Below are 19,872 nucleotides of genomic sequence, written 5' to 3' on the forward strand. Positions count from 1 at the left end.
GATGAAGACGTCGGTATTTGCCTTGAGCCTGCTGGGCGGTGTGTCCGTCGCCGCCATAGCCGTCGCCCAGGAAGCCCACCAGCTTGACCCGGTCAGCGTGTCGGGGAGCGAGGTCGGGGGGGCCCTGGTGGTTTCCGACCCGCAGCCGACGCCCAAGAGCAGCGTCACCAAGGCGGGTATCGATCTGCTGGGCGGACCGGCCCAGACCAGCATTTACAAGCCGTTCGACCTGATGCCGTCGGTGATGGCCGAAAGTCCCGACCCCTTCGGCCTCAGCCCGACCCGCAACATCAACATCCGCGGCAAGAGCAATTTCCACCTCAGTTCCAACGTGGAAGGGCTGCCGCTTACCGGCATCGTCGGCGGCGCCGACCTGTTCGATCTGGAAAACGTCGAGCAGATGGACATCTATCGCGGCGGCGCGCCGGCGGGTCAGACGCTGGGCATTTCCAACGCCGGCGGCGGTATCGACCAGCGGCTGCTGCGCGCCCAGGACAAGTTCGGCGTCCAGGCCAAGCAGGCCTACGGTTCGTATGATTTCCGCAAGTCCTTCGCCCGTCTGGATACCGGCGCGCTGCCCGAGACCGATACGCGGGCCTTCATTTCGTTCTCCAGCACGGCCAACGACAAGTGGAAGGGCTCGGGCGACCAGGACCGCATCAACACCATGCTGGGGGTCAGCCAGGAGTTGGGCGAGCGGGTCAAGGTCGATCTGGCGGCGGTCTACAACAAATATTCCGCCAATACCTACCGCTCGCTGAGCTACGCCCAGACCAAGAACCTGAAGGGCAATTACCGCTACGACTACAACACCACCCTGACCGGCACCAACGCCACCGACGTCAACTACTTCGACTTCAACCGCTCCCAGTACGAGAACTACGCCACCCTGGCCACCGTCGACGTCACCCTGGCCGCCAACCACCACCTGCTGTTCAAGCCCTATTACTGGAACAGCAACGGCGTTACCTATGGCCAGACCAGCTCTGGCGGCGCCGGGGTGCAGGTTTGGCACCAGCAGAACGACAATCTGGGTGGCGTCTTCGAATACAACGGCAATTTCAGCACCGGCACCCAGTTGTCGGTGGGCCATTGGGTGCAGCAGATGGCCGCGCCGCCGCCGCCCACCGATCAGAAGAAGTATACCGTCACCGCCAATGGCGGCCTCAATTTCGCCAACTGGATGACCCTGGCCAAGATCGATCCGTTCATCGTCAACAGCCCCTATGTCCAGGCCACCCAGGCCATCGGCAAGACCACGATCAGCGGCGGCCTGCGCTACATGATCCTGGGGGCGCCCAGCATGCAGTACTACAACACCGCCGGGCTTCCCAACGTCTCCTACGACCAGATCTGGGGCTACAATCCCACCCCCTATGCCGACGCGGCGGTGAGGGCCAAGGATTACGCCGAACTGCTGCCCAATATCGGCCTCCGCCACGAGATTTCGCCGGAATGGAGCGCCAGCGCCTCCTACGCGCGGAAGTTCGGCCGTCCCGACTGGGGACCGCAGGCGAGCAACTACATCAACAACCGCGTCGCCTTCCAGGCCAAGGGTGTCAGCCTGCAGACCCTGGTGGACAAGGTGAAGCCCGAACTGTCCGACGCCTTCGACGTCAGCGCGCGCTACAGCGCCGGCGGCCTGACCGTGGTGCCCACCCTGTTCTTCGCCAAGAACCAGAACCGACAGGTCAAGGTGGTGGATCCCGCCATCTCCAACCTGTCCTACTACCAGGGCAACGCCGAGACCACCCAGTACGGTGCCGAGCTCGAGGTGTCCTACGAGGTCAGCAACACCCTGACGGTGTTCGCCTCGGCTACCCAGGCGTCCGAGACCTATGATGCCGATACCCCGACTCTTTCCGGCGGCGCCATCGCCGGCACCAAGGGCCGTCAGGTTCCCAACGCGCCGCAGACCATGGTCAAGGGCGGGCTGACCTACCGCTGGGCCGACCTGTCGGTCTCGCCGGTGGTCCGCTATATCGGCGACCGCTTCGGCGATTCCTCCGCTCTCGAGCGGGCCAAGGGCTACACCGTCGCCGACTTCTTCGCCGGCTACGACCTGGGCAAGGAGGTGGGGCTCAGCAGCCTCAGCGCCGGGCTGAGTGTCCTCAACGTTCTCAACCGCCGCTATGTGGCCGAGGTGGCGCCCAACGACACCGATCTCAGCAGCGGCGCCAGCTATTACGTCGGCGCGCCGCGCACCATCGTCGGCACCGTATCCGTGAAGTTCTGAGCAGGGAGGAGAGCATGACCAGCATGTTCGGGCGATTGGCCGATCTGACGCCGCCCAGGGGGATCGACGCCGTCAACGCCGTCACCGACGGGTACAAAGCCTATCAGGCCCTGTGCACCGCCATCGACGTCGGCCTTTTTCCCTGGCTGGCGGCCAAAGGTCCCTCCGACCGCAAGACCATCCTGGCGGCGCTGGGCATGAAGGGCATGTACATGAGTTCATTCCTGCAGACGCTGGTGGACGCCCGGCTGCTGGACCTGAACGGTGACCGCTACGCCCTCACCCAGGCGGCGCGGGATTGCCTGTTGCCCGGCGACCGCTGGTATCAGGGCGATACCGTGGTCGCCCTGAAGGGGGCCTACTCGCCGTGGGGCGATCTGACCGCCCTGCTGTGCGAGGAGCCGCCCGCCCCGGACCAGCCCGGCGCCGTCCGGGTGCAGCGCCTTCGGGCCGAGCAACTGCTGCGCGGCGAGGTGCAGGCCGTGGCCCGCACCCTGCTGGGCTATGTCGATGCCCAGACCGCCGACAGCCTGCTGGACCTGGGCGGCAATTCCGGGATGTTCGCCATAGCGCTCTGCCAGTTGAACCGTGATCTGTCGGCCACGGTGCTGGCCGGGCCGGGCGAGCTGGAACTGGCCCGCTCCCTGGTGGCCGAGCACGGCATGGAGGCGAGAATCGCCGTTCTGCCCGGCCATCCGCTGGAAAGCGATTTGGGGCTGGGCCACGACATCGTATTGGCCGCCCACGCCCTCTACGGCGTGCGGCAACAGGTGGCCGACGTATTCCGCCGTGCCGCCCTGGCGCTACGGCCCGGCGGTCTTCTGGTCTCGTGCCACTGGTTCTGCCGCGAGGGCTGCGAGCCGTCGTCGTCGGGCCTGCGCGACATGGACAAGTGCGTGACGGCGGGCGGGCATCCCCTCTGTCATGTGGAGCGGTTCGGCGGACTGATGCTCGAGGCGGGATTCGACGGGCTGACCCAACTGGATTTCCAGGGGCCGTACGGTCTGGGCAAGCTGCACATCGGGACCCTCTTGGGCGCGGCGCCCGGCGAGAAAGCCGGCGGGACGGCTGGCCGTGGCTGTGGCTGCTGATTTCGAGCCCGGCGCCATCCTGCGCGATACCGCCGGGGAAATCCGGCGGGTGCTGGGCGGGGATTGCGGTGGGCTGGTGGTGGAACAGGCCGTCCTCGGCCTGTTCTTCACCGGAGTGATGCTGTCCAACGGGCGGGGCGGCATCTGCGCCACCCCCATCAAATCCATCCCCGAGGCGGTATGCTGCCCCAGCTCGATTCAGGCCATGCCCATGCCGGGAAAGCTGCGCGGGCGGCCGGTGGCGGCCTTCCTGGACGATCTCGGCCCGGCCAATTCCCTGCGCCGGGCACTGTCCATCGCCGTGCTGTCGGCCCTGTCGGCGACGGTGATGGACGGCGGCGGCGGCGTGGTCGAGACGGTGCGCGGCGTGGACGGCCTGGATGAAGCCAGGATCGCCAAGGGCGACAACGTGGTGCTGGTCGGTGCCCTGGGACCGATGATCAAGGCTTTGAAGGCGCGCGGCGGGCCGTTCCGCATCCTGGAAAAGGACCCGGCGACGCTTCGGCCCGACGAGATGGCCTTCTACGCCCCGGCCGAGGACGCTCCCATCGAGGTGCCCCGGGCCGACGTGCTGGTCACCACCGGAACGACGCTGATCAACGATACGCTGGAGGGGCTGCTGGCCCTGGTCCGTCCCGGCGCCGAGGTGGTGGTGGTCGGCCCCACCGCCAGCCTGCTGCCCGAGGCGTTCTTCCTCCGGGGCGTGCGGGTGCTGGGCGGGGTGCGGGTGACCGACCCGAAGCGCCTGCTTCACATGCTGGCCGAGGGGGGCTCCGGCTATCACATTTTTGGCCGCGCCGCCGAGCGGGTCGTCATGAACAGCCACTAGGAGTCGCGGCCATGCTGGCGCCGGACACCTTTTCCATGGTCCTGGCCGGCTGGTGCCGGGATGACGAGCCTGGACCTCCGGGGCGGGCGGGGCGGACTTCCGTCGCCTGGACCTTGCCGGTATCGGTGGCGCTGCATGCCGGCATCCTGCTCGCCCTGGTCTGGACGGCCGATCACCTCCAGTCGCCGCCGCCGCCGCCCAAGCCGCTGCCGGTGGAGATCATTACCTTGGCCCCGCCCAGGCCCGAACCCAAGGTTTCGCCGCCGGCCGAGGCGGTCAAGGACCCCGGACCCCCGCCGCCCCAGCCGGCGCCGCAGGCGAGGCCGGTTCCGTCGCCCCGGCCGTCTCCGGCGCGCCATATGCCGGAGGCCCGGCCCGTGGCCGCTTCCGCCGTGTCTTCCCCGCTCGCCGCGCCGGTCGAAGTTGGAGCGTCGGCCGCCGAGGCATCGGTTCCTTCCACCCGCCCGGTCTCCACTCCGCCCGCCACCGCCTCGGCCGACGAGGTGGGGCTCTATCTCGCCGAGGTGCGGCGCAAGCTTCAGGCCCATCTGGATTATCCCTTCGCCGCCCGACGCATGAAACTGGGGGGCATCGTCCATATCCGGCTGCGCGTGGCGACCGATGGAGTGGTGGAGGAGCGTTCCATGACGGTGACCGCCAGCAGCGGCGCCGAAATCCTCGACGAAGCGGGCCTTGCCACCATCCGCCGGGCCTCGCCCTTTCCGCCGCCTCCCGGCGGCCGTGCCCTGGTCATCAACGTGCCGGTGGTCTTCGAATTGCGGCGGGGCTAGGCGGCCCAGGGCCGAATTGCCGGATGTTCGAAGTTAGCGATCAATATCGCAGCAAATGATAACAATTGCTCCGAGCAGATTCGCTATCCTGCCCCGGAATCCGCCCCGTCCCGTCTCTCGGGCGGGCAGGCGGAACACCCGGCGCCGAGGCCGTAGAGCCTGTCAATGAATGGCGCGGGACGGGAGGAAGCAACATGCGGATCGTTCGGAAACTGCCGCTGGTCATCGTATCCCTGACCCTGGTGTCGATCATGGCTACGGCCCTGGCCGGCATCTCCAAGTCCACGGCCCAGCTCGTCCAGGCGTCGGAGGACAAGATGGCCGGTCTGGTCGAGGCCCGGCGGGCGAGAATCGTCACCTTCCTGGAGACGCTGGCCCAGGATTCCGAAATCCTGGCCGGCAACGTCACGACCGTGGAGGCCCTGCGGGAGTTCGCTTCGGCCGTCCAGGAAATGGGCGTGAAGATACCCGACCCGGCGGCCTATCTGCGCAAGACCTACATGGACGATAACCCCAATCCGCCGAAGGAGCGCTGGAAGCTGAGCGGCTTCATGGACAGTTCCGACTGGGGCGGTGTCCACGCCACCTTCCATCCCACATTCACCAAGCTGGTGGAAAAGCGCGGTCTGGACGACATCATCCTGATCAACTCCACCGGTCGGGTCGTCTATACCGTCATGAAGAACGGCAACCTGATGGAGGACCTGCGGGCCGAGGCCAACCGCTCCACCCCCCAGGGCCGGCTGTTCGACAAGGTCTACAAGAATCCCCATGGTCAACGCGTCCTGTTCAGCGACCTGTTCGCTGATCCCGGCGGCTTGGGGGGCGTGGCCTGGATGGCCTCTCCGGTCTTCGGAACGGGGGAGGAGTTCCTCGGCGTGATCGCCCTGCAGGTTCCCTTGGACCTGATCAACGGCATTGTCAACGATCCGACCGCGCTGGGCGAGACCGGCGAGGCCTTCCTGGTGGGCGGCGACAACCTGCGCCGCAGCGATTCCCGCTTCACCGGGCGGGGAACCGCCCTGAAGGATCGGGTGGACAATTCCGCCATCCGCGACGGCCTGGCCGGCAGGTCCGGACAGGCCAAGGTGGTCGGGGAGAGCGGCGAGGAGATGCTGGCCACCTATGCTCCCATCGCCTTCGACGATACCAGATGGGCCCTGGTGTTGCAGGCCGAGGTCCGCGAGGTTCTGGCCCCGGTGGCGAAAAGCCGCAATTTCATGGCCGTCATGGGCGGCATCATCCTGGCCATCGCGGGGACCGTCGGATTCCTGGTCGCCTCCACCATCAGCCGCCCCATGGCCGAGATGGCGGCGGCCATGAACCAACTGGCCGCAGGCGATCTGTCGGCGGAGGTCCGCTCGGGGGAGCGGCGCGACGAGATCGGCGAAATCGCCCGCGCCTTCGGGGTCTTCAAGGCCAATGCCGTGGAGATGAGCCGGCTGCGCGCCGAGCAGGAGGAGACCGACCGCAGGCTCCGGGCCGAACGGTCCGCCGCCCTGCTCCAGTTGGCGGAGCGGTTCAGCTCCTCGGTGGCCTCGGTGGTGGACGGGGTGGCGCACGCCGCCGACGACCTCAAGGCCACGGCCAGGGATATGAGTGATCTGGCCCATGATGTCAGTGCCAGGGCGGAGGCGGCCAACGATGCCGCCGGGCACACCACGGTCAGCGTGGGAACGGTGGCGGCGGCCGCCGACGAATTGACCGCGTCGGTGGGCGAGATCAGCCGGCTGGCCGGCCATGCCTCCGAGGTGGCAGGATCGGCGGTGACCGAGGCCGGGCGGGCCAATTCCATGGTCCAGGGACTGGCGGAGGCGGCCAGTCGGATCGGCGAGGTGGTGGGGCTGATCAATTCCATCGCCGGCCAGACCAACCTGCTGGCCTTGAATGCGACCATCGAGGCGGCGCGGGCCGGCGAGGCGGGCAAGGGATTCGCGGTGGTGGCGGGCGAGGTCAAGACCCTGGCCAACCAGACCGCCCAGGCCACCGACGAGATACGCCAGCATATCTCATCCGTTCAGGACGCCACCGGCGGCGCCGTCGCGGCTATCCAGGGCATTTCCGCAATCATCGGGCGCATCAATGAAATCGCCGGGGTGATCGCCGAGGCCGTCGAGGGGCAGGGGGCCGCCACCCTGGAAATCGCCCGCAACATCCAGGACGCCGCCGTCAGCACCCGCGAGGTGTCCGAGAACGTGGCGGGCGTCAGCCGTTCCGCCGTCCACGCGCGGGGCTCGGCGGGAACGGTGCAGGGGGCGGTGGATTCCCTGTCGTCCCAGGGGCGGCAATTGCGAACCTGCGTGTCCGAGTTTCTATCCCTGGTACAGGCATAGTATGCTTGCGGCCTTTGACGGACTTCGCCCCCGGAGTAGAGAGACGAGATGAAACTCAGCCAGTTCCGCTGCTTCATGGCCGTGGCCGAGGCCGGGTCGGTGCGTCAGGCGGCGCGCAATCTGAATCTGTCGCAATCCTCGGTCACCAAGAGCATCCAGCAGTTGGAGGAGTCGCTCAAGGCGGAGCTGTTCCTGCGCGGGTCCCACGGCCTGTCGCCCACCGCCGTGGGCAAGATGCTGATCAACCGCGTCAAGATGATCGATGGCGAATTGCGGCAGATCCGCAATGACGTCGAGACCATTCACGGCGGCTCGTCCGGCGAGATCCGGGTCTGCGCCTCGCCCACCGTTTCCATGGGCCTTCTGCCCCGGGCGGTGGTCAGTTTCCGCAAGAACCGGCCCAATGTCGGCTTTCACATCCAGGAGGGCGTCTATCCCGACTTCCTGCCCGCCGTCAGGATGGGCGAGCTGGATTTCGCCATCGCGCTGGCGCCCGAGACGCCGACCGACGAGGAGTTGCACTGCGAGTTGCTGCTCCAGGATTATCTTACTCCCGCCGTCCGGATCGACCATCCCCTGACGGCCAAGGGCAAGCTGGTCCTCTCCGACCTGCTGGACCTCACCTGGGTGAATTATCGCCGCAGCCGCACCGGACGCGACATCTTCGAACGCAGTTTCCTGGCCAACGGCCTCACTCCGCCCAACACCATCGAATGCACGTCGTTCGCCGCCACCCTGGCCCTGGTGGAGAACAGCGATTACGTGACCCTGGTGCCGACCCAGATTTTCGCCAACCGGCCCCGGCGCATGCCGATCACCCCGCTGTTCATGGGAACCCCCATGCCGCCTTGGGATGTCACGGTGATTTCCCGCCGGCCCCATGAACTGTCGCCGCTGTGCCTGGCCTTCCTCGAGGAATTGCGCCGGACCGCCGACAAGGCCCGCATCAGCGCCAGCTAAAGTTAAGTCGAAGCTCTCCCTCCATTCGTCATGGCCGGGCTTGCCCCGTCCGTCCATGGACCCTCGGGTCAAGCCCACGGCTGTCCGGTTTAAGTTTCCGGATGCCGGGGGATAGGCTGTTTCACCACCAAGCCACCAAGGGCACCAAGAGGGCGGAGCACGCGACAAGGCCGTGTCTGTGTCGTCTTGGCCGGACTTGTTTCGGCCAAAACGAGATAAGGGAAAGTCCTCTCGGTACTCTTGGTGTCCTTGGTGCCCTTGGTGACTTGGTGGTTTATCCGTCTTTTCCGCGCCCCCGCACGGGGGGGAATACGGTCAAACCCAGGGGGAGGGTGTTCGCCAGAACAGATCAATTCATCCTCAATCTGCATCAGATGGAGAACGCCACCTCGATATCATCAAGCCATCCAATGTGAGTGACCTCGGCCGGCGGCTCCTGAGCTGGCGATGTCGAGGCCGGTGGACGGAGAGGTGCGATGAGCTTGGGTGGCATGAAATTCTCGGTGCTGTTGTTCGGTCTGGCGCAGGCGTTGCGTTTTCAGGCTGCCCGTTATCCGGAATTCGCCAAGCGGCTGAAGGAAAAGAATTTTACCGCCCAGATGAAGGTATCCGACAACAGCGCCGGCCGCTGGTTCACCTTCCAAAACGGCAAGGTGCTGTCGGGCAAGGGCATCCACGCCAAGCCCCAGGTTGTCCTGTCCTTCTCCTCGGCCAAGCTGGGCGCCTCGCTGCTGATGCCGCCCATCGACCAACTGGCCCAGATCGAGGCCATCAAGAACTTCCAGATGATGCTGGAGGGGCCGGACGAGCTGACCCTGTGGTTCACCCAGACGCTGATGATCATGCAGCAGCAGGGCCTGGAATTCGGGACGAAGATGCCCGACGGCACCACCCGCTTCGTCTCGCACACCAATGGCGGGCCGATGTTCGTGTTCGTCAAGGGCGGCAAGGTCATCCGTCTCACCCCCATCGAGTTCACCGACGAGGACGCGCCTTCCTGGACCATCAAGGCCAAGGGCAAGACCTTCACTCCGCCGCGCAAGACCACCCTGGCGCCGCACTCCACCTGCCACAAGTCGACGCTGTATTCACCCGATCGCCTGCTCTATCCCATGAAGCGGGTCGATTTCGATCCCAACGGCGAGCGCAATTGCGAGAACCGGGGCATCTCGGGCTACGAGCGCATCAGTTGGGACGAGGCTCTGGACATCGTCGCCTCCGAGATAAAGCGGGTGAAGCGCGAGCACGGCCAGGGCGCCATCATGGGCACCCACGGCTCGCACCATACCTGGGGCAACCTGGGCTACTACATCAGCTCCGCCTTCAAGTTCTTCAACACCATCGGCTACACCAAGGTCGCCCATAACCCCGACAGCTGGGAAGGCTGGTACTGGGGCGCCATGCATCACTTCGGCTACAGCATGCGGCTCGGCCAGACCGAGACCTATAACTGTGTCGAGGACCTGATGCAGGAGGCCGAGATGGTGGTCTTCTGGTCGGCCGACCCCGAGACCACCAGCGGCTCCTACGCCGCCTTCGAGGGGACTTCGCGGCGCCAGTGGCTGAAGGATCTGGGCATCGAGGTGGTCCACATCGATCCCTACTACAACAACACCGCCACCCTGATCGGCGGCAAGTGGCTGGCGCCCAAGCCGGGCACCGATCCGGCCATGGCCTTCGCCATCGCCCATGTCTGGCTGACCGAGGGGCTCTACGACAAGAAATTCGTCACCGAGCGCACCGTCGGCTTCGACAAGTGGGCCGATTATATCCTGGGCAAGGAAGACGGTACGCCCAAGAGCCCGGAATGGCAGGAGGCCGAGACCGGTATCTCGGCCCGCGAGGTCCGCGCCCTGGCGCGCCAGTGGGGCAAGAAGAAGACCTATCTGGGGGCCGGCGGCTGGGGCAACGGCCATGGCGGCGCCTGCCGCTCGGCCACCGGCATCCAGTGGGCCCGGACGCTCGCCTGCCTGATGGGCATGCAGGGCATGGGGCGGCCGGGCGTCAATTACGGCCACATGCAGTGGGGCACCCCCATCGACATCCGCTTCTTCTTCCCCGGCTATGCCGACGGCGGCCTGTCGGGCGACCTGGAGGCCACCGGCCTGGCCATCAGCCTGTACCAGCGCATGCCGCAACTGCCCACCTACAACACCGCCACCCAGAAGGTGCCGCGGCTGCAGATTCCGGAAGCCATCCTGGAAGGCAAGGCCGAGGGCTATCCCTGGGACGGCAAGACCCTGGAAGGCCAGTTCCGCAAGTTCACCTACCCGGCGGTCGGCCACTCGCCGGTCAAGATGATGTACAAGATCGGTGGCGCCTCGCTCGGCACCATGAACGACAGCAACCGCTACGTTAAGGCGTACCGCACCGACAAGCTGGAATTCGTGGTCAACCAGTCCATCTGGTTCGAGGGCGAGGCCAAGTTCGCCGACATCATCCTGCCCGCCTGCACCCAGTTCGAACGCTGGGACATCAGTGAGTTCGGCGGCACCGGCGGTTACGCCCTGCACGGCCAGACCCAGATGAACCACCGGGTCATCCTGTTGCAGCACAAGTGCATCGAGCCCCTGGGCGAGTCCAAGTCCGACTTCCAGATCTTCCTCGACCTCTCGACCCGTCTCGGCCTGTCCGCCTACTTCTCCGAGGGCCAGACCGAGCTGGACTGGGTCAAGCGCATGTTCGACTCGTCCGACCTGCCCAAGCACATCACCTGGAAGCAGTTCCTGAAGCGCGGCTATTTCGTGGTGCCGGCGCTCGACGAGAAGCACCGCGACCCGGTGGCGCTGCGCTGGTTCTACGAGGGCCGCAAGAAGGACGTGCCCGAGCCGCATCCCTTGCCCGCCGATTACAGTCAGGAATTCCTGAACGGCCTGCAGACCCAGAGCGGCAAGTTCGAGTTCGAGTGCAACAGTCTGAAGCGCTTCGACGCCAACGATCCCGAACGGCCGCCGGTGGTCAAGTATCTGCGGTCGTGGGAAGGCCCAGGCACCGAGCTTTACGAGCATTTTCCGCTCCAGCTCATCTCGCCCCATTCGCGCTTCAGCTATCACACCATGAGCGACGGCAAGCAGAGCGCGATCAACGACATCAAGGAACACCGCGTCCTGATCGACGGCTACTATTACTGGGTCCTGCGCATCAACGAGGCCGACGCCAAGGCGCGCGGCATCAAGCACCACGACCTGATCAAGGTGTTCAACGACCGTGGCGCCGTCCTGTGCGCCGCCCACGTCACCAACCGCCTGCCCCAAGGCGCCGTGCACGCCTACGAATCCTCGGCGGTCTACGACCCCATCGGCGAGCCCGGTTATTCCGTCGATCGCGGCGGCTGCATCAACCAGCTCACCCCCAAACGCTCCATCGCCAAGAAGGTGACCGGCACCGCCGCCAATTCCTGCCTGGTGCAGGTGGCGCTGTGGGACGGCAAGGCCGAGTTGACCAGCACCGCCGCCAAGGCCGAGGCGGCACCCAAGGCCGCTCCCGTTCTGGTCCCGGCGCAGTAGGAGGCACCGCCATGAAGAAGTGGAACCTGATCATCGACGTCGCCAAGTGCTTCAACTGCAACAACTGCGCCTTGGCCGTTCACGACGAATACTATGACAACGAGTTTCCCGGAATATCCGCGTCCATGCCGCGCCTGGGCCATCGCTGGATCGATCTGATCCAGCGCGAACGCGGCGTCTATCCCCTGATCGACGTGGTCACCCTGCCGGTGACCTGCAATCACTGCGACGACGCTCCCTGCCTCAAGGCGGCGCGCAACGGCGCCGTCGAGAAGCGCCCCGATGGCATCGTGGTCATCGTGCCGGAAAAGGCCAAGGGCCAGCGCCAGATCGTCGAGTCATGCCCGTACGGCGCCGTGTGGTGGAACGAGGAGAAGCAACTGCCACAGGCCTGGCCTTTCGACGCCCATTTGCTCGATACCGGCTGGACCAAGGTCCGCGCCTCGCAATCATGTCCCACCGAGGCGATCCGCACCGTCAAGGTGGACGATGCCGAGATGCGCCGCCTTGTCGCCGAGGAGGGGCTTGAGGTGCTGCAGCCCGAGGCCGGGACCAAGCCCAGGGTCTACTACAAGAACCTCGCCCGTTACACCAAGGCCCTGGTCGGCGGCTCGGTGGCGGCCCCCATCGCCGGAATCGAGGAATGCATCGCCGGTGCCGCCGTGGCCCTGGTGCGCGACGGCCGCAAGGTGGCCGAGACGGTGACCGACACCTTCGGCGACTTCCGTTTCGACGGGCTGGACGAGGGCAGCGGCGCCTATCGCCTGGAAATCCGCAAGCCGGGCTTTGCCCCCGGCACCCTGGACATCACCCTGGGGCAGTCGGCCTATCTCGGCGTCATCACCCTCGCCTCGGCGGCGGCGTAAGCGCCATGACCCCTGACCTCACCATCGGGTGGATCGGCGCCGGACGGATGGGCTCGGCCATGGCCGCCAGGCTGCTGGCGGCGGGCCTCGACGTCGCCGTCTACAACCGGACGCGTGCCAAGGCCGAACCCCTGGCCGCTCTCGGCGCCCGTCTGGCGGAAACGCCGTCCGATCTGGCCGACCGGGATATCGTCTTCACCAACCTGTCCAGTTCCGATGTCTTCGTCGACATGGTGTGCGGCCCCAACGGCCTGCTGTCGCGCAAGAGCAAGGCGCCGCGCCTGCTGGTGGATTTCTCCACCATTTCCACCGAGGCCTCGGCAACGGTGCGGGCGGCGCTGGCCCAACGCGGCACCGCCATGCTGGACGCGCCGGTCAGCGGCAACGCCAAGGTGGTGGAGGCCGGCAAGCTTTCCATCGTGGCGTCGGGACCCGCCGAGGCCTTCGAGATGGCACGCCCCTATCTCCACCTGATGGCCAAGGCGGCCACCTATGTGGGCGAGGGCGAGGCGGCCCGCATCGTCAAGATCTGCCACAACGTCTTCCTGGGCGTGGTGGCGCAGTCCCTGGCCGAAGTGACCATCCTGGCGGAGAAGGGGGGCGTGTCCCGCCACGCCTTCCTCGACTTCATCAACAACAGCGTGATGGGGTCGATGTTCACCCGCTACAAGGCGCCGGCCTACGTCAATCTCGACTTCAAGCCGACCTTTACGCCGGTGCTGCTGCGCAAGGACCTCGACCTGGGCCTGGCCGCCGGCCGCGCCATGGAGGTTCCCCTGCCGCTGGCCGCCCAGGTCCGCGAAATCCTGCAATCCATGATCGGCCAGGGTTACCGCGACTGCGACTTCGCCGCCCTGCTGGAGGTTGAGGCCAAGGCTGCCGGCCTGCGCCTCGAGCCCGAGAACGTCGACGTCGATCCCGGCATCTGATTCCAGAATAACCGAATATCCAGTGGAGGATTGAATGGCGTATATTTTTCAAGAAGATGAACTTCCGAAGCTTGTCTCGGTCGTTCCCGGGCGCGAGCGCGTGTTCTTCGTGAACAAGGAGCTCGCCGATGTCGATGATCTCCTGTGCGGGATCATGCGTTACAAGCACGGCGCCGCCTCGCCCTATCACTTCCATGAGAATTGCGAGCACTTCTACTTCATCATGACCGGTCATGGCGAAGTGGAGACCCCCGAGGGCGTCACCCCGGTCGGGCCGGGGACCATGGTCTTCATCCCCGCCGAGGAAAAGCATCGCCTGCGGGCCTCGAAGGACGCGCTGTTCTATTTCGAGTTCCAGGCTCCCAACCGCTTCAAGACCACCATTCTGGACGGAACCGAGGACGACCTGCGCTGGGAGCGCGTGGACGGACGGGTCTGGGTCCAGAGCTGAACCAATCGGGCAAGGGAGCACGCAAGCAATGACCACGACTTTCATCGAAACCAACACCATCGCCCCCGTCACCCTGAACGACGGCCAGGGGCGCTATGCCGAGATCCTCAATGACGCCCTGTGCGGCGCCAAGAGCGTGGTGGGCAGCCTGCGCTGGCTGGACGCCGGCCAGAGCCTCGCCGCCCGGTCGGACGCCACCACCCACCAGGTCGTCTACCTGATGGAAGGCCAGGGTGTGATCAGCCTGGATGGCAAGGATTACGAGGTCGGCACCGGTGCCGGCATCTATCTCGGTCCTTCCGAGGCCGCCAGCATCAGCCAGAAGGGAGGCTCTCCCCTGAAGCTCTTCCATCTGGTGGTTCCGTCGCCGGCGAGCTGACCCAAGGACACCCGGTGCCGGTCGGGAGGCCGGCACCGGGTGAAAATCAAAAGAACGAATGGGGGGAGACCATGACGGCGGTTGTCACGGTGCTGTTCTTCGGGGTGGCCTACGGGATGATTCTCTATCTCATCTCGGTGGGCCTGTCGGTCACCATGGGATTGATGGGGTTCGTCAATCTCGCGCACGGCGTCTTCGCCATGCTGGGCGGCTATGCCGCCGTGACCTTGATGAACCAAACGGGCATGTCGCTGTTCGCGGCGCTTCCCCTGGCCTGTCTGGCGGTCACCGTCATCGGTTTCGGCCTGGAGCGCACCCTGTATTCCCGTCTCTACGGGCGGTCGGAGCTGGATCAGGTCCTGTTTTCCATGGGGCTGATCCTGATTTCCATGGCCCTGGTCCGGCTGGTGTGGGGGCCGCAGGCCCAACCCGTCCAGTTGCCCGACTACCTGAAGGGCCAGTCGGTGATCGGCGGCATCGAACTGCCCACCTACCGCTTCGTGCTGGTGGCCTTCGGAGCCGCGGTGATCGTCGCCCTGTGGGTGGTCTTCGAGCGGACCCTGTTCGGGGCGCGCATCAGGGCGGCGGTGGACAACCGGGCCATGGCCCAGGCCATCGGCATCGACACCAGCCGGCTGTTCGCCGTCACCTTCGGCCTGGGCACCGGTCTGGCCGCCCTGGGCGGCGCGTTGGGCGCCGACGTGCTGGCCATCGCCCCCAACTACCCGCTCCACTACATCGTCTACTTCATGGTGGTGGTGGCGGTGGGGGGGCTGGGCAGCGTTCGCGGCCCCTTCATCGCCGCGCTGTCCATCGGACTGGCCGACACCGCCTGCAAGTACCTGCTTCCCGAAATGGGCTCCGTCTTCATCTTCGCCTTCGTCTTCGCCCTGTTGCTGTGGCGGCCGAACGGCATCACCGGCAAGCGCTGAGGAGGCATCATGTCCGACCGATCGAATGCCGCCGTTCTCCTCTGGCCCCAGACGGGTGCCTCGGGGATGAGGCGAGCCCTGTCGCTGCTGCCGTGGGTGGCCGCCTCGGCGATCCCGACCCTGGTCCCCGGCTATACGCCCCTGGCCAGTCAGATGGTGGTGATGATCCTGTTCGCCCTGTCGCTGGACCTGCTGGTCGGCTTTACCGGGATCGTCACCCTGGGCCATGCCGCCCTGTTCGGCACCGGCGCCTATACCGCCGGCATCCTGGCGCTGCGGCTGACCAACGATCCCCTGATCACCGCCCTGTGCGGCATGGCGGCGGCGGCCCTGGTCGGGCTGGTGACCGGAAGCTGCATGCTGCGCACCAAGGGGCTGGCCTTCCTGGTGCTGTCCCTGGCGGCGGCCTTCATGCTGCACGAACTGGCCAACATGGCGAGCTCGGTGACCGGCGGCGACGACGGCCTGCAGGGCGTGAGCTTCTCGCCCCTGCTCGGCGTGTTCGAGTTCGATTTCAGGGGGCACACGGCGTTCTATTACAGTCTGGCCTGCCTGTTCGCCGCCTTTCTGCTGGTGCGCCGGGTGGTCAATTCCCCCTTCGGCTGGTCGCTGCGCGGCATCCGCGAGAATGACGGCCGCATGCGGGCCGTCGGCTGCCCCATCTATGCCCGCCGTCTGGCCGCCTATGTGATGTCCTCGGCCCTGGCCGGGCTGGCCGGAGCGTTGCAGGCGCAGACCACCCAGTTCGTGGCGCTCAATTCCCTCAGCCTGGAGCTGTCCGGCGACGTGCTGATCATGCTGATCCTGGGCGGTTCGGGGCGGCTGTACGGCGCCTTCGTGGGCGTGCCGCTGTTCATGTTCGCCCAGGACCTGCTGGCCAAGGAAGACCCGGCCAACTGGTATCTGGGCCAGGGACTGATCCTGATGGTGATGACCCTGTTCGTGCCGGGCGGCGTGCTGGGCCTGGCCGAGCGCATCCGGCGCAATCTGGGACGGGGAGGCCGGCGATGAGCGGTTTGGCGCCTATTCTCGAGACGCGGAAGCTCACCCGCTTCTTCGGCTCGGTGCGGGTGACGGGCGACGTGGATTTCGCCCTCCATCCCGGCGAGCGCCGGGCGGTGATCGGCCCCAACGGGGCGGGCAAGACCACCTTCGTCAACCTACTGAGCGGCCGGCTGGCGCCCAGTTCGGGCCAAGTCCTGCTGGGCGGCGAGACCGTCACCGCCCTGGGCGAGGCCCAGCGGATCAAGCGGGGCATGGGGCGGACCTTCCAGATCACCTCGCTGTTTCCCAACCTGTCGGTGCGCAAGAACGTCTTTCTGGCGGTGGCCGAGCACGAGGGTGTCGCCTGGAGCCTGCTGCGGTCGGCGGCGTCCCACCGCGGCCAGTTCGAACGGGTGGACGAACTGGTGGAGCGGGTCGGTCTGGCCGACGTCGCCGAGGTCAAGGCCCAGGACCTGCCCTATGGGCGCCAAAGGCTGCTGGAGATCGCCGTGGCCCTGGCGCTGCGCCCCAAGGTGCTGCTGCTGGACGAGCCGGCGGCCGGCATTCCCACTTCGGAAAGCCACATCATCCTGACCATCCTCGACTCGCTGCCCAAGGACATCGCGGTGCTGCTGATCGACCACGACATGGATCTGGTCTTCCGCTTCGCCCACCGCATCACCGTCCTGGTCCAGGGCTCGATCATGGTCGAGGGCACGCCGGCCGAGATCGCCGCCGATGAACGAGTCCGCAAGATCTATCTGGGGGAGGGCGACCATGCTGCGGCTTGAGGGCGTGACGGCCGGCTACGGCCATACGGTCATTCTGGAAGGCATCGACCTCAGCCTGGCCCCCGGCGGCCTGCTGGCGGTGCTGGGGCGCAACGGCGTCGGCAAATCCACCCTGATGAAGACCATCGTCGGCCAGACCCGGCTGCGCCAGGGGGAAATCCGCTTCGGATCGGACACCATCTCCGGCCATTCCTCCTACCGGCGGTCGCGCATGGGGATCGGCTACGTCCCCCAGACCCGCGACATCTTCCCGTCGCTGACCGTGGAGGAGAACCTGCTGATCGCCGCCCGTCCGGGGAAATGGACGCTGGAGCGGGTGTTCGACCTGTTCCCCAATCTGGCGGCACGCCGCGGCAACAAGGGCACCGAGATTTCCGGCGGCGAGCAGCAGATGCTGGCCATCGGCCGCGCCCTGATGGGCAATCCCTCCCTGCTGCTGCTGGACGAGCCCATGGAAGGGCTGGCGCCGGTGATCGTCGAGCAACTGCTCGAGGCCTTCCATGCCCTGCGGCAGGACGGCGATCTGGCCCTGATCCTAGTGGAGCAATACGTCAACCTCGCCCTGAACTTTTCCCCCACCACCATCGTTCTCGATCGCGGCCGGGTGGTGTTCAGCGGCGAATCCGAGCGGCTGCGCACCGATCAAACCCTGATGACCGATCTGATCGGTGCCGGCGGCCAGTCCAAGGCCAGGCATTAGGCGAGGGGCAACCAGCATGTGGGACATCATCGTTCACGTGGACGAGCCGGGCCCGAGCGAGGCAAGGCTCGCCGTCGCCGGCACCATCGCCGGGCATTTCGATGCGCGGCTGACGGCCCTGTTCGCCAGGAGCAGCATCAATTACTTCGACGTCACCGCCTGCTTTCCCGGCGATTACGTGCTGTCGTCGTCCAACGACGCGCGTGCCCTGTTCGAGCGAAAATACGGTGATCACGGCCGCTGGATGGAACTTCTGCACGGCGAGCCGAACTTCCTGCTGCAGGAAATCGCCTTCTGCGCCCGCTATTCCAACCTGATCGTCCTGGGGCAGCCGGGCGAAGGCCTGCACATGCCCGACACCCTGGTGGAAAGGGTCATCCTGCATTCGGGGACGCCGGTGATGGTGGTTCCCAGCCATGGCCGCTTCGAGAGCGTCGGCGAGCACATCATCGTCGGCTGGAACGCGTCCCGCGAATGCGCCCGTGCCGTCCATGACGCCCTTCCCCTGCTGCGCCGGGCCGCCTCGGTCACCCTGGCGGTGATGAATTCCGCCATCCGCCCCGACGGCCGCCGGTCGTCGGACGACCTGCCGGCGGTGGGCGTCCTCGACCACTTGGCCGCCAACGGCGTGGAGGCGCGCCTCGAGCATCTGCGCGGCGAAGAGGTGGGGGTGATGGACCTGCTGCTGTCGCGGGCCGCCGATATCGGCGCCGATCTTCTGGTCATGGGGGCCAGCACCCATGGCCCCTTCTCATCCTTCGGCCCGGGGTTCCGTCATGTGCTGGGGCACATGACGCTGCCCGTGCTGTTTTCCCACTAACCGGCCCTGGAGGCTTCCTCATGAAATACAACAGACCGCATGCCACCGCGTCCTGGGGGACGATGGCCAAGGATTGGGAAAAGGGCGTCGACTATCCGCGCCTGATCTCGGACCGCTTCGACCGGGCCCAGGCGGCGGTCAAGGCCGCCGGCCTGGGGGCCGTGCTGTGCTTCAACGTCGACAACGTCCGCTACATCACCGGCACCCATATCGGCGAATGGGTCAGGGACAAGTTCGACCGCTATGCGCTGTGCCCCGCCGAAGGCCCCGCCTATCTGTGGGACCCGGCGCCGCCGGCCAAGCGCATCAGCTCGCCCTGGATCGCCGACCGGGTGGCAGCCCCCATCAGCAACATGCAGGGGGCATTGCCGCCCAAGGTGGGCGCCCAAGGTGATTTCGCCAAGCAGATCAAGGCGATGATGGCCCATTACGGCATCGCGGGTAAGCCGCTGGGCATCGACCTGTTGGAACTGCCCATGCTGCGCGCCCTGGAGGCCGAGGGCATCGAGGTGGTGGACGGCCAGCAGGCCATGCTGGACGCCCGCGAGATCAAGACCCCCGACGAGATCGAACTGCTGAAGGTCGCCGCCGGCATGGTGGACGCCACCTATTACGACATCTGCAAGGCCATCCGTCCCGGTGTGCGCGAGAACGAACTGGTGGCCATCGCCAACGACCGGCTCTACCGCCTGGGCTCCGAGCGGGTGGAGTGCATCAACTCGGTGGCGGGACCGCGCGGCACGCCGCATTCCCACACCTTCTCGGACCGCATCATCCAGCCGGGCGACATGGTCTATCTGGATATCATGCATTCCTTCAACGGCTATCGGACCTGTTACTACCGCACCTTCGTCTGCGGCGAGCCCAACCAGCATCAGGTCGAGGCCTACGAGACCGCCTCCAAGTGGATCAGCGCCTCCATCGACGCCATCCGTCCCGGCGCCACGGTGGAGGAGGTGGCCTCGGTGTGGCCGGCCGCCGAGGAATTCGGCTACCGCAACGAGGAGGAGGCCTTCCTGCTGCAATACGGCCACGGCATCGGCCTCAGCCTGTGGGAGCGCCCCATCATCAGCCGCCGCTTCAAGGGCCAGAACACCGTGCTGAAGGAAGGCATGGTGTTCGCGGTGGAGACCTGGAAGGGCGCCGCCGACGGTTCCGGCGCGGCGCGCATCGAGGAAGAGGTGGTGGTGACCAAGACCGGCTGCGAGGTCATCACCAACTTTCCGTCGCACCGCCTGATCTCCTGCGGCCTGCCCGGCTGCGACGTGTTCTGA

At 66.3% G+C, this 19,872-nt stretch carries 17 protein-coding genes; all 17 read left to right on the forward strand.

From position 1 onward, the window contains the following. Position 1: 1 nt before the first annotated feature. The 17 genes from CP958_RS24735 to CP958_RS24815 all read left to right on the forward strand — a co-directional run bounded on the left by CP958_RS24735 (position 2) and on the right by CP958_RS24815 (position 19,872). Positions 2–2,236 carry a TonB-dependent receptor gene (locus CP958_RS24735; RefSeq protein ID WP_096704820.1) on the forward strand — a complete coding sequence of 745 codons (2,235 nt, stop codon included), beginning with the start codon at positions 2–4 and terminating at the stop codon, positions 2,234–2,236. A 14-nt stretch (positions 2,237–2,250) separates the two neighbouring features. Beyond that, the gene (locus CP958_RS24740; protein WP_096704821.1) at positions 2,251–3,327 is read left to right on the forward strand and encodes a class I SAM-dependent methyltransferase; all 1,077 of its coding nucleotides are present in this window, start codon (positions 2,251–2,253) and stop codon (positions 3,325–3,327) included. Continuing rightward, complete coding sequence (locus CP958_RS24745) at positions 3,311–4,156, forward strand: DUF364 domain-containing protein (RefSeq protein WP_197706456.1); 846 nt, start codon at positions 3,311–3,313, stop codon at positions 4,154–4,156. The genes CP958_RS24740 and CP958_RS24745 overlap by 17 nt, the downstream gene beginning before the upstream one ends. Before the next feature lie 11 nt (positions 4,157–4,167). Beyond that, a complete protein-coding gene (locus tag CP958_RS24750) occupies positions 4,168–4,947 on the forward strand; it encodes an energy transducer TonB (RefSeq protein ID WP_096704823.1) in 780 nt (259 codons plus the stop codon). A 194-nt stretch (positions 4,948–5,141) separates the two neighbouring features. Beyond that, positions 5,142–7,280 carry a methyl-accepting chemotaxis protein gene (locus CP958_RS24755; RefSeq protein WP_096704824.1) on the forward strand — a complete coding sequence of 713 codons (2,139 nt, stop codon included), beginning with the start codon at positions 5,142–5,144 and terminating at the stop codon, positions 7,278–7,280. Positions 7,281–7,328: 48 nt separating this feature from the next. After that, complete coding sequence (locus tag CP958_RS24760) at positions 7,329–8,240, forward strand: LysR family transcriptional regulator (RefSeq protein WP_096704825.1); 912 nt, start codon at positions 7,329–7,331, stop codon at positions 8,238–8,240. 476 nt (positions 8,241–8,716) lie between these two features. Then, positions 8,717–11,746: a molybdopterin-dependent oxidoreductase gene (locus CP958_RS24765; protein WP_242443135.1), complete on the forward strand. Its 3,030-nt coding sequence runs from the start codon at positions 8,717–8,719 to the stop codon at positions 11,744–11,746. Between the two features lie 11 nt (positions 11,747–11,757). Further along, positions 11,758–12,612, forward strand: a complete 855-nt coding sequence (locus CP958_RS24770; protein ID WP_096704826.1) for a 4Fe-4S dicluster domain-containing protein — start codon at positions 11,758–11,760, stop codon at positions 12,610–12,612. 5 nt (positions 12,613–12,617) lie between these two features. Next, entirely contained in the window at positions 12,618–13,541 is a 924-nt protein-coding gene (locus CP958_RS24775) for an NAD(P)-dependent oxidoreductase (protein WP_096704827.1), read from the forward strand. Positions 13,542–13,650: 109 nt separating this feature from the next. Beyond that, positions 13,651–13,992: a cupin domain-containing protein gene (locus CP958_RS24780; protein ID WP_170959105.1), complete on the forward strand. Its 342-nt coding sequence runs from the start codon at positions 13,651–13,653 to the stop codon at positions 13,990–13,992. Positions 13,993–14,020: 28 nt separating this feature from the next. Continuing rightward, positions 14,021–14,371, forward strand: coding sequence for an AraC family ligand binding domain-containing protein (locus CP958_RS24785; protein ID WP_096704829.1), 351 nt, complete (start codon positions 14,021–14,023; stop codon positions 14,369–14,371). A 71-nt stretch (positions 14,372–14,442) separates the two neighbouring features. After that, on the forward strand, positions 14,443–15,303 hold the full coding sequence (locus CP958_RS24790; RefSeq protein WP_096704830.1) for a branched-chain amino acid ABC transporter permease: 861 nt from the start codon (positions 14,443–14,445) through the stop codon (positions 15,301–15,303). A gap of 9 nt (positions 15,304–15,312) precedes the next feature. Then, positions 15,313–16,314 (forward strand): branched-chain amino acid ABC transporter permease, encoded by a 1,002-nt coding sequence (locus CP958_RS24795; RefSeq protein WP_096704831.1) that lies wholly within the window; start codon positions 15,313–15,315, stop codon positions 16,312–16,314. After that, positions 16,311–17,078 (forward strand): ABC transporter ATP-binding protein, encoded by a 768-nt coding sequence (locus CP958_RS24800; protein ID WP_096704832.1) that lies wholly within the window; start codon positions 16,311–16,313, stop codon positions 17,076–17,078. The genes CP958_RS24795 and CP958_RS24800 overlap by 4 nt, the downstream gene beginning before the upstream one ends. Beyond that, entirely contained in the window at positions 17,065–17,778 is a 714-nt protein-coding gene (locus CP958_RS24805) for an ABC transporter ATP-binding protein (RefSeq protein WP_096704833.1), read from the forward strand. Before CP958_RS24800 ends, CP958_RS24805 begins: the two co-directional genes overlap by 14 nt. 16 nt (positions 17,779–17,794) lie before the next feature. Next, positions 17,795–18,598 (forward strand): universal stress protein, encoded by an 804-nt coding sequence (locus tag CP958_RS24810; protein ID WP_096704834.1) that lies wholly within the window; start codon positions 17,795–17,797, stop codon positions 18,596–18,598. Positions 18,599–18,618: 20 nt separating this feature from the next. After that, positions 18,619–19,872, forward strand: coding sequence for a Xaa-Pro peptidase family protein (locus tag CP958_RS24815; protein ID WP_096704835.1), 1,254 nt, complete (start codon positions 18,619–18,621; stop codon positions 19,870–19,872).

This window comes from Magnetospirillum sp. 15-1 (genome assembly GCF_900184795.1).
Classification (GTDB): Bacteria; Pseudomonadota; Alphaproteobacteria; order Rhodospirillales; family Magnetospirillaceae; genus Phaeospirillum.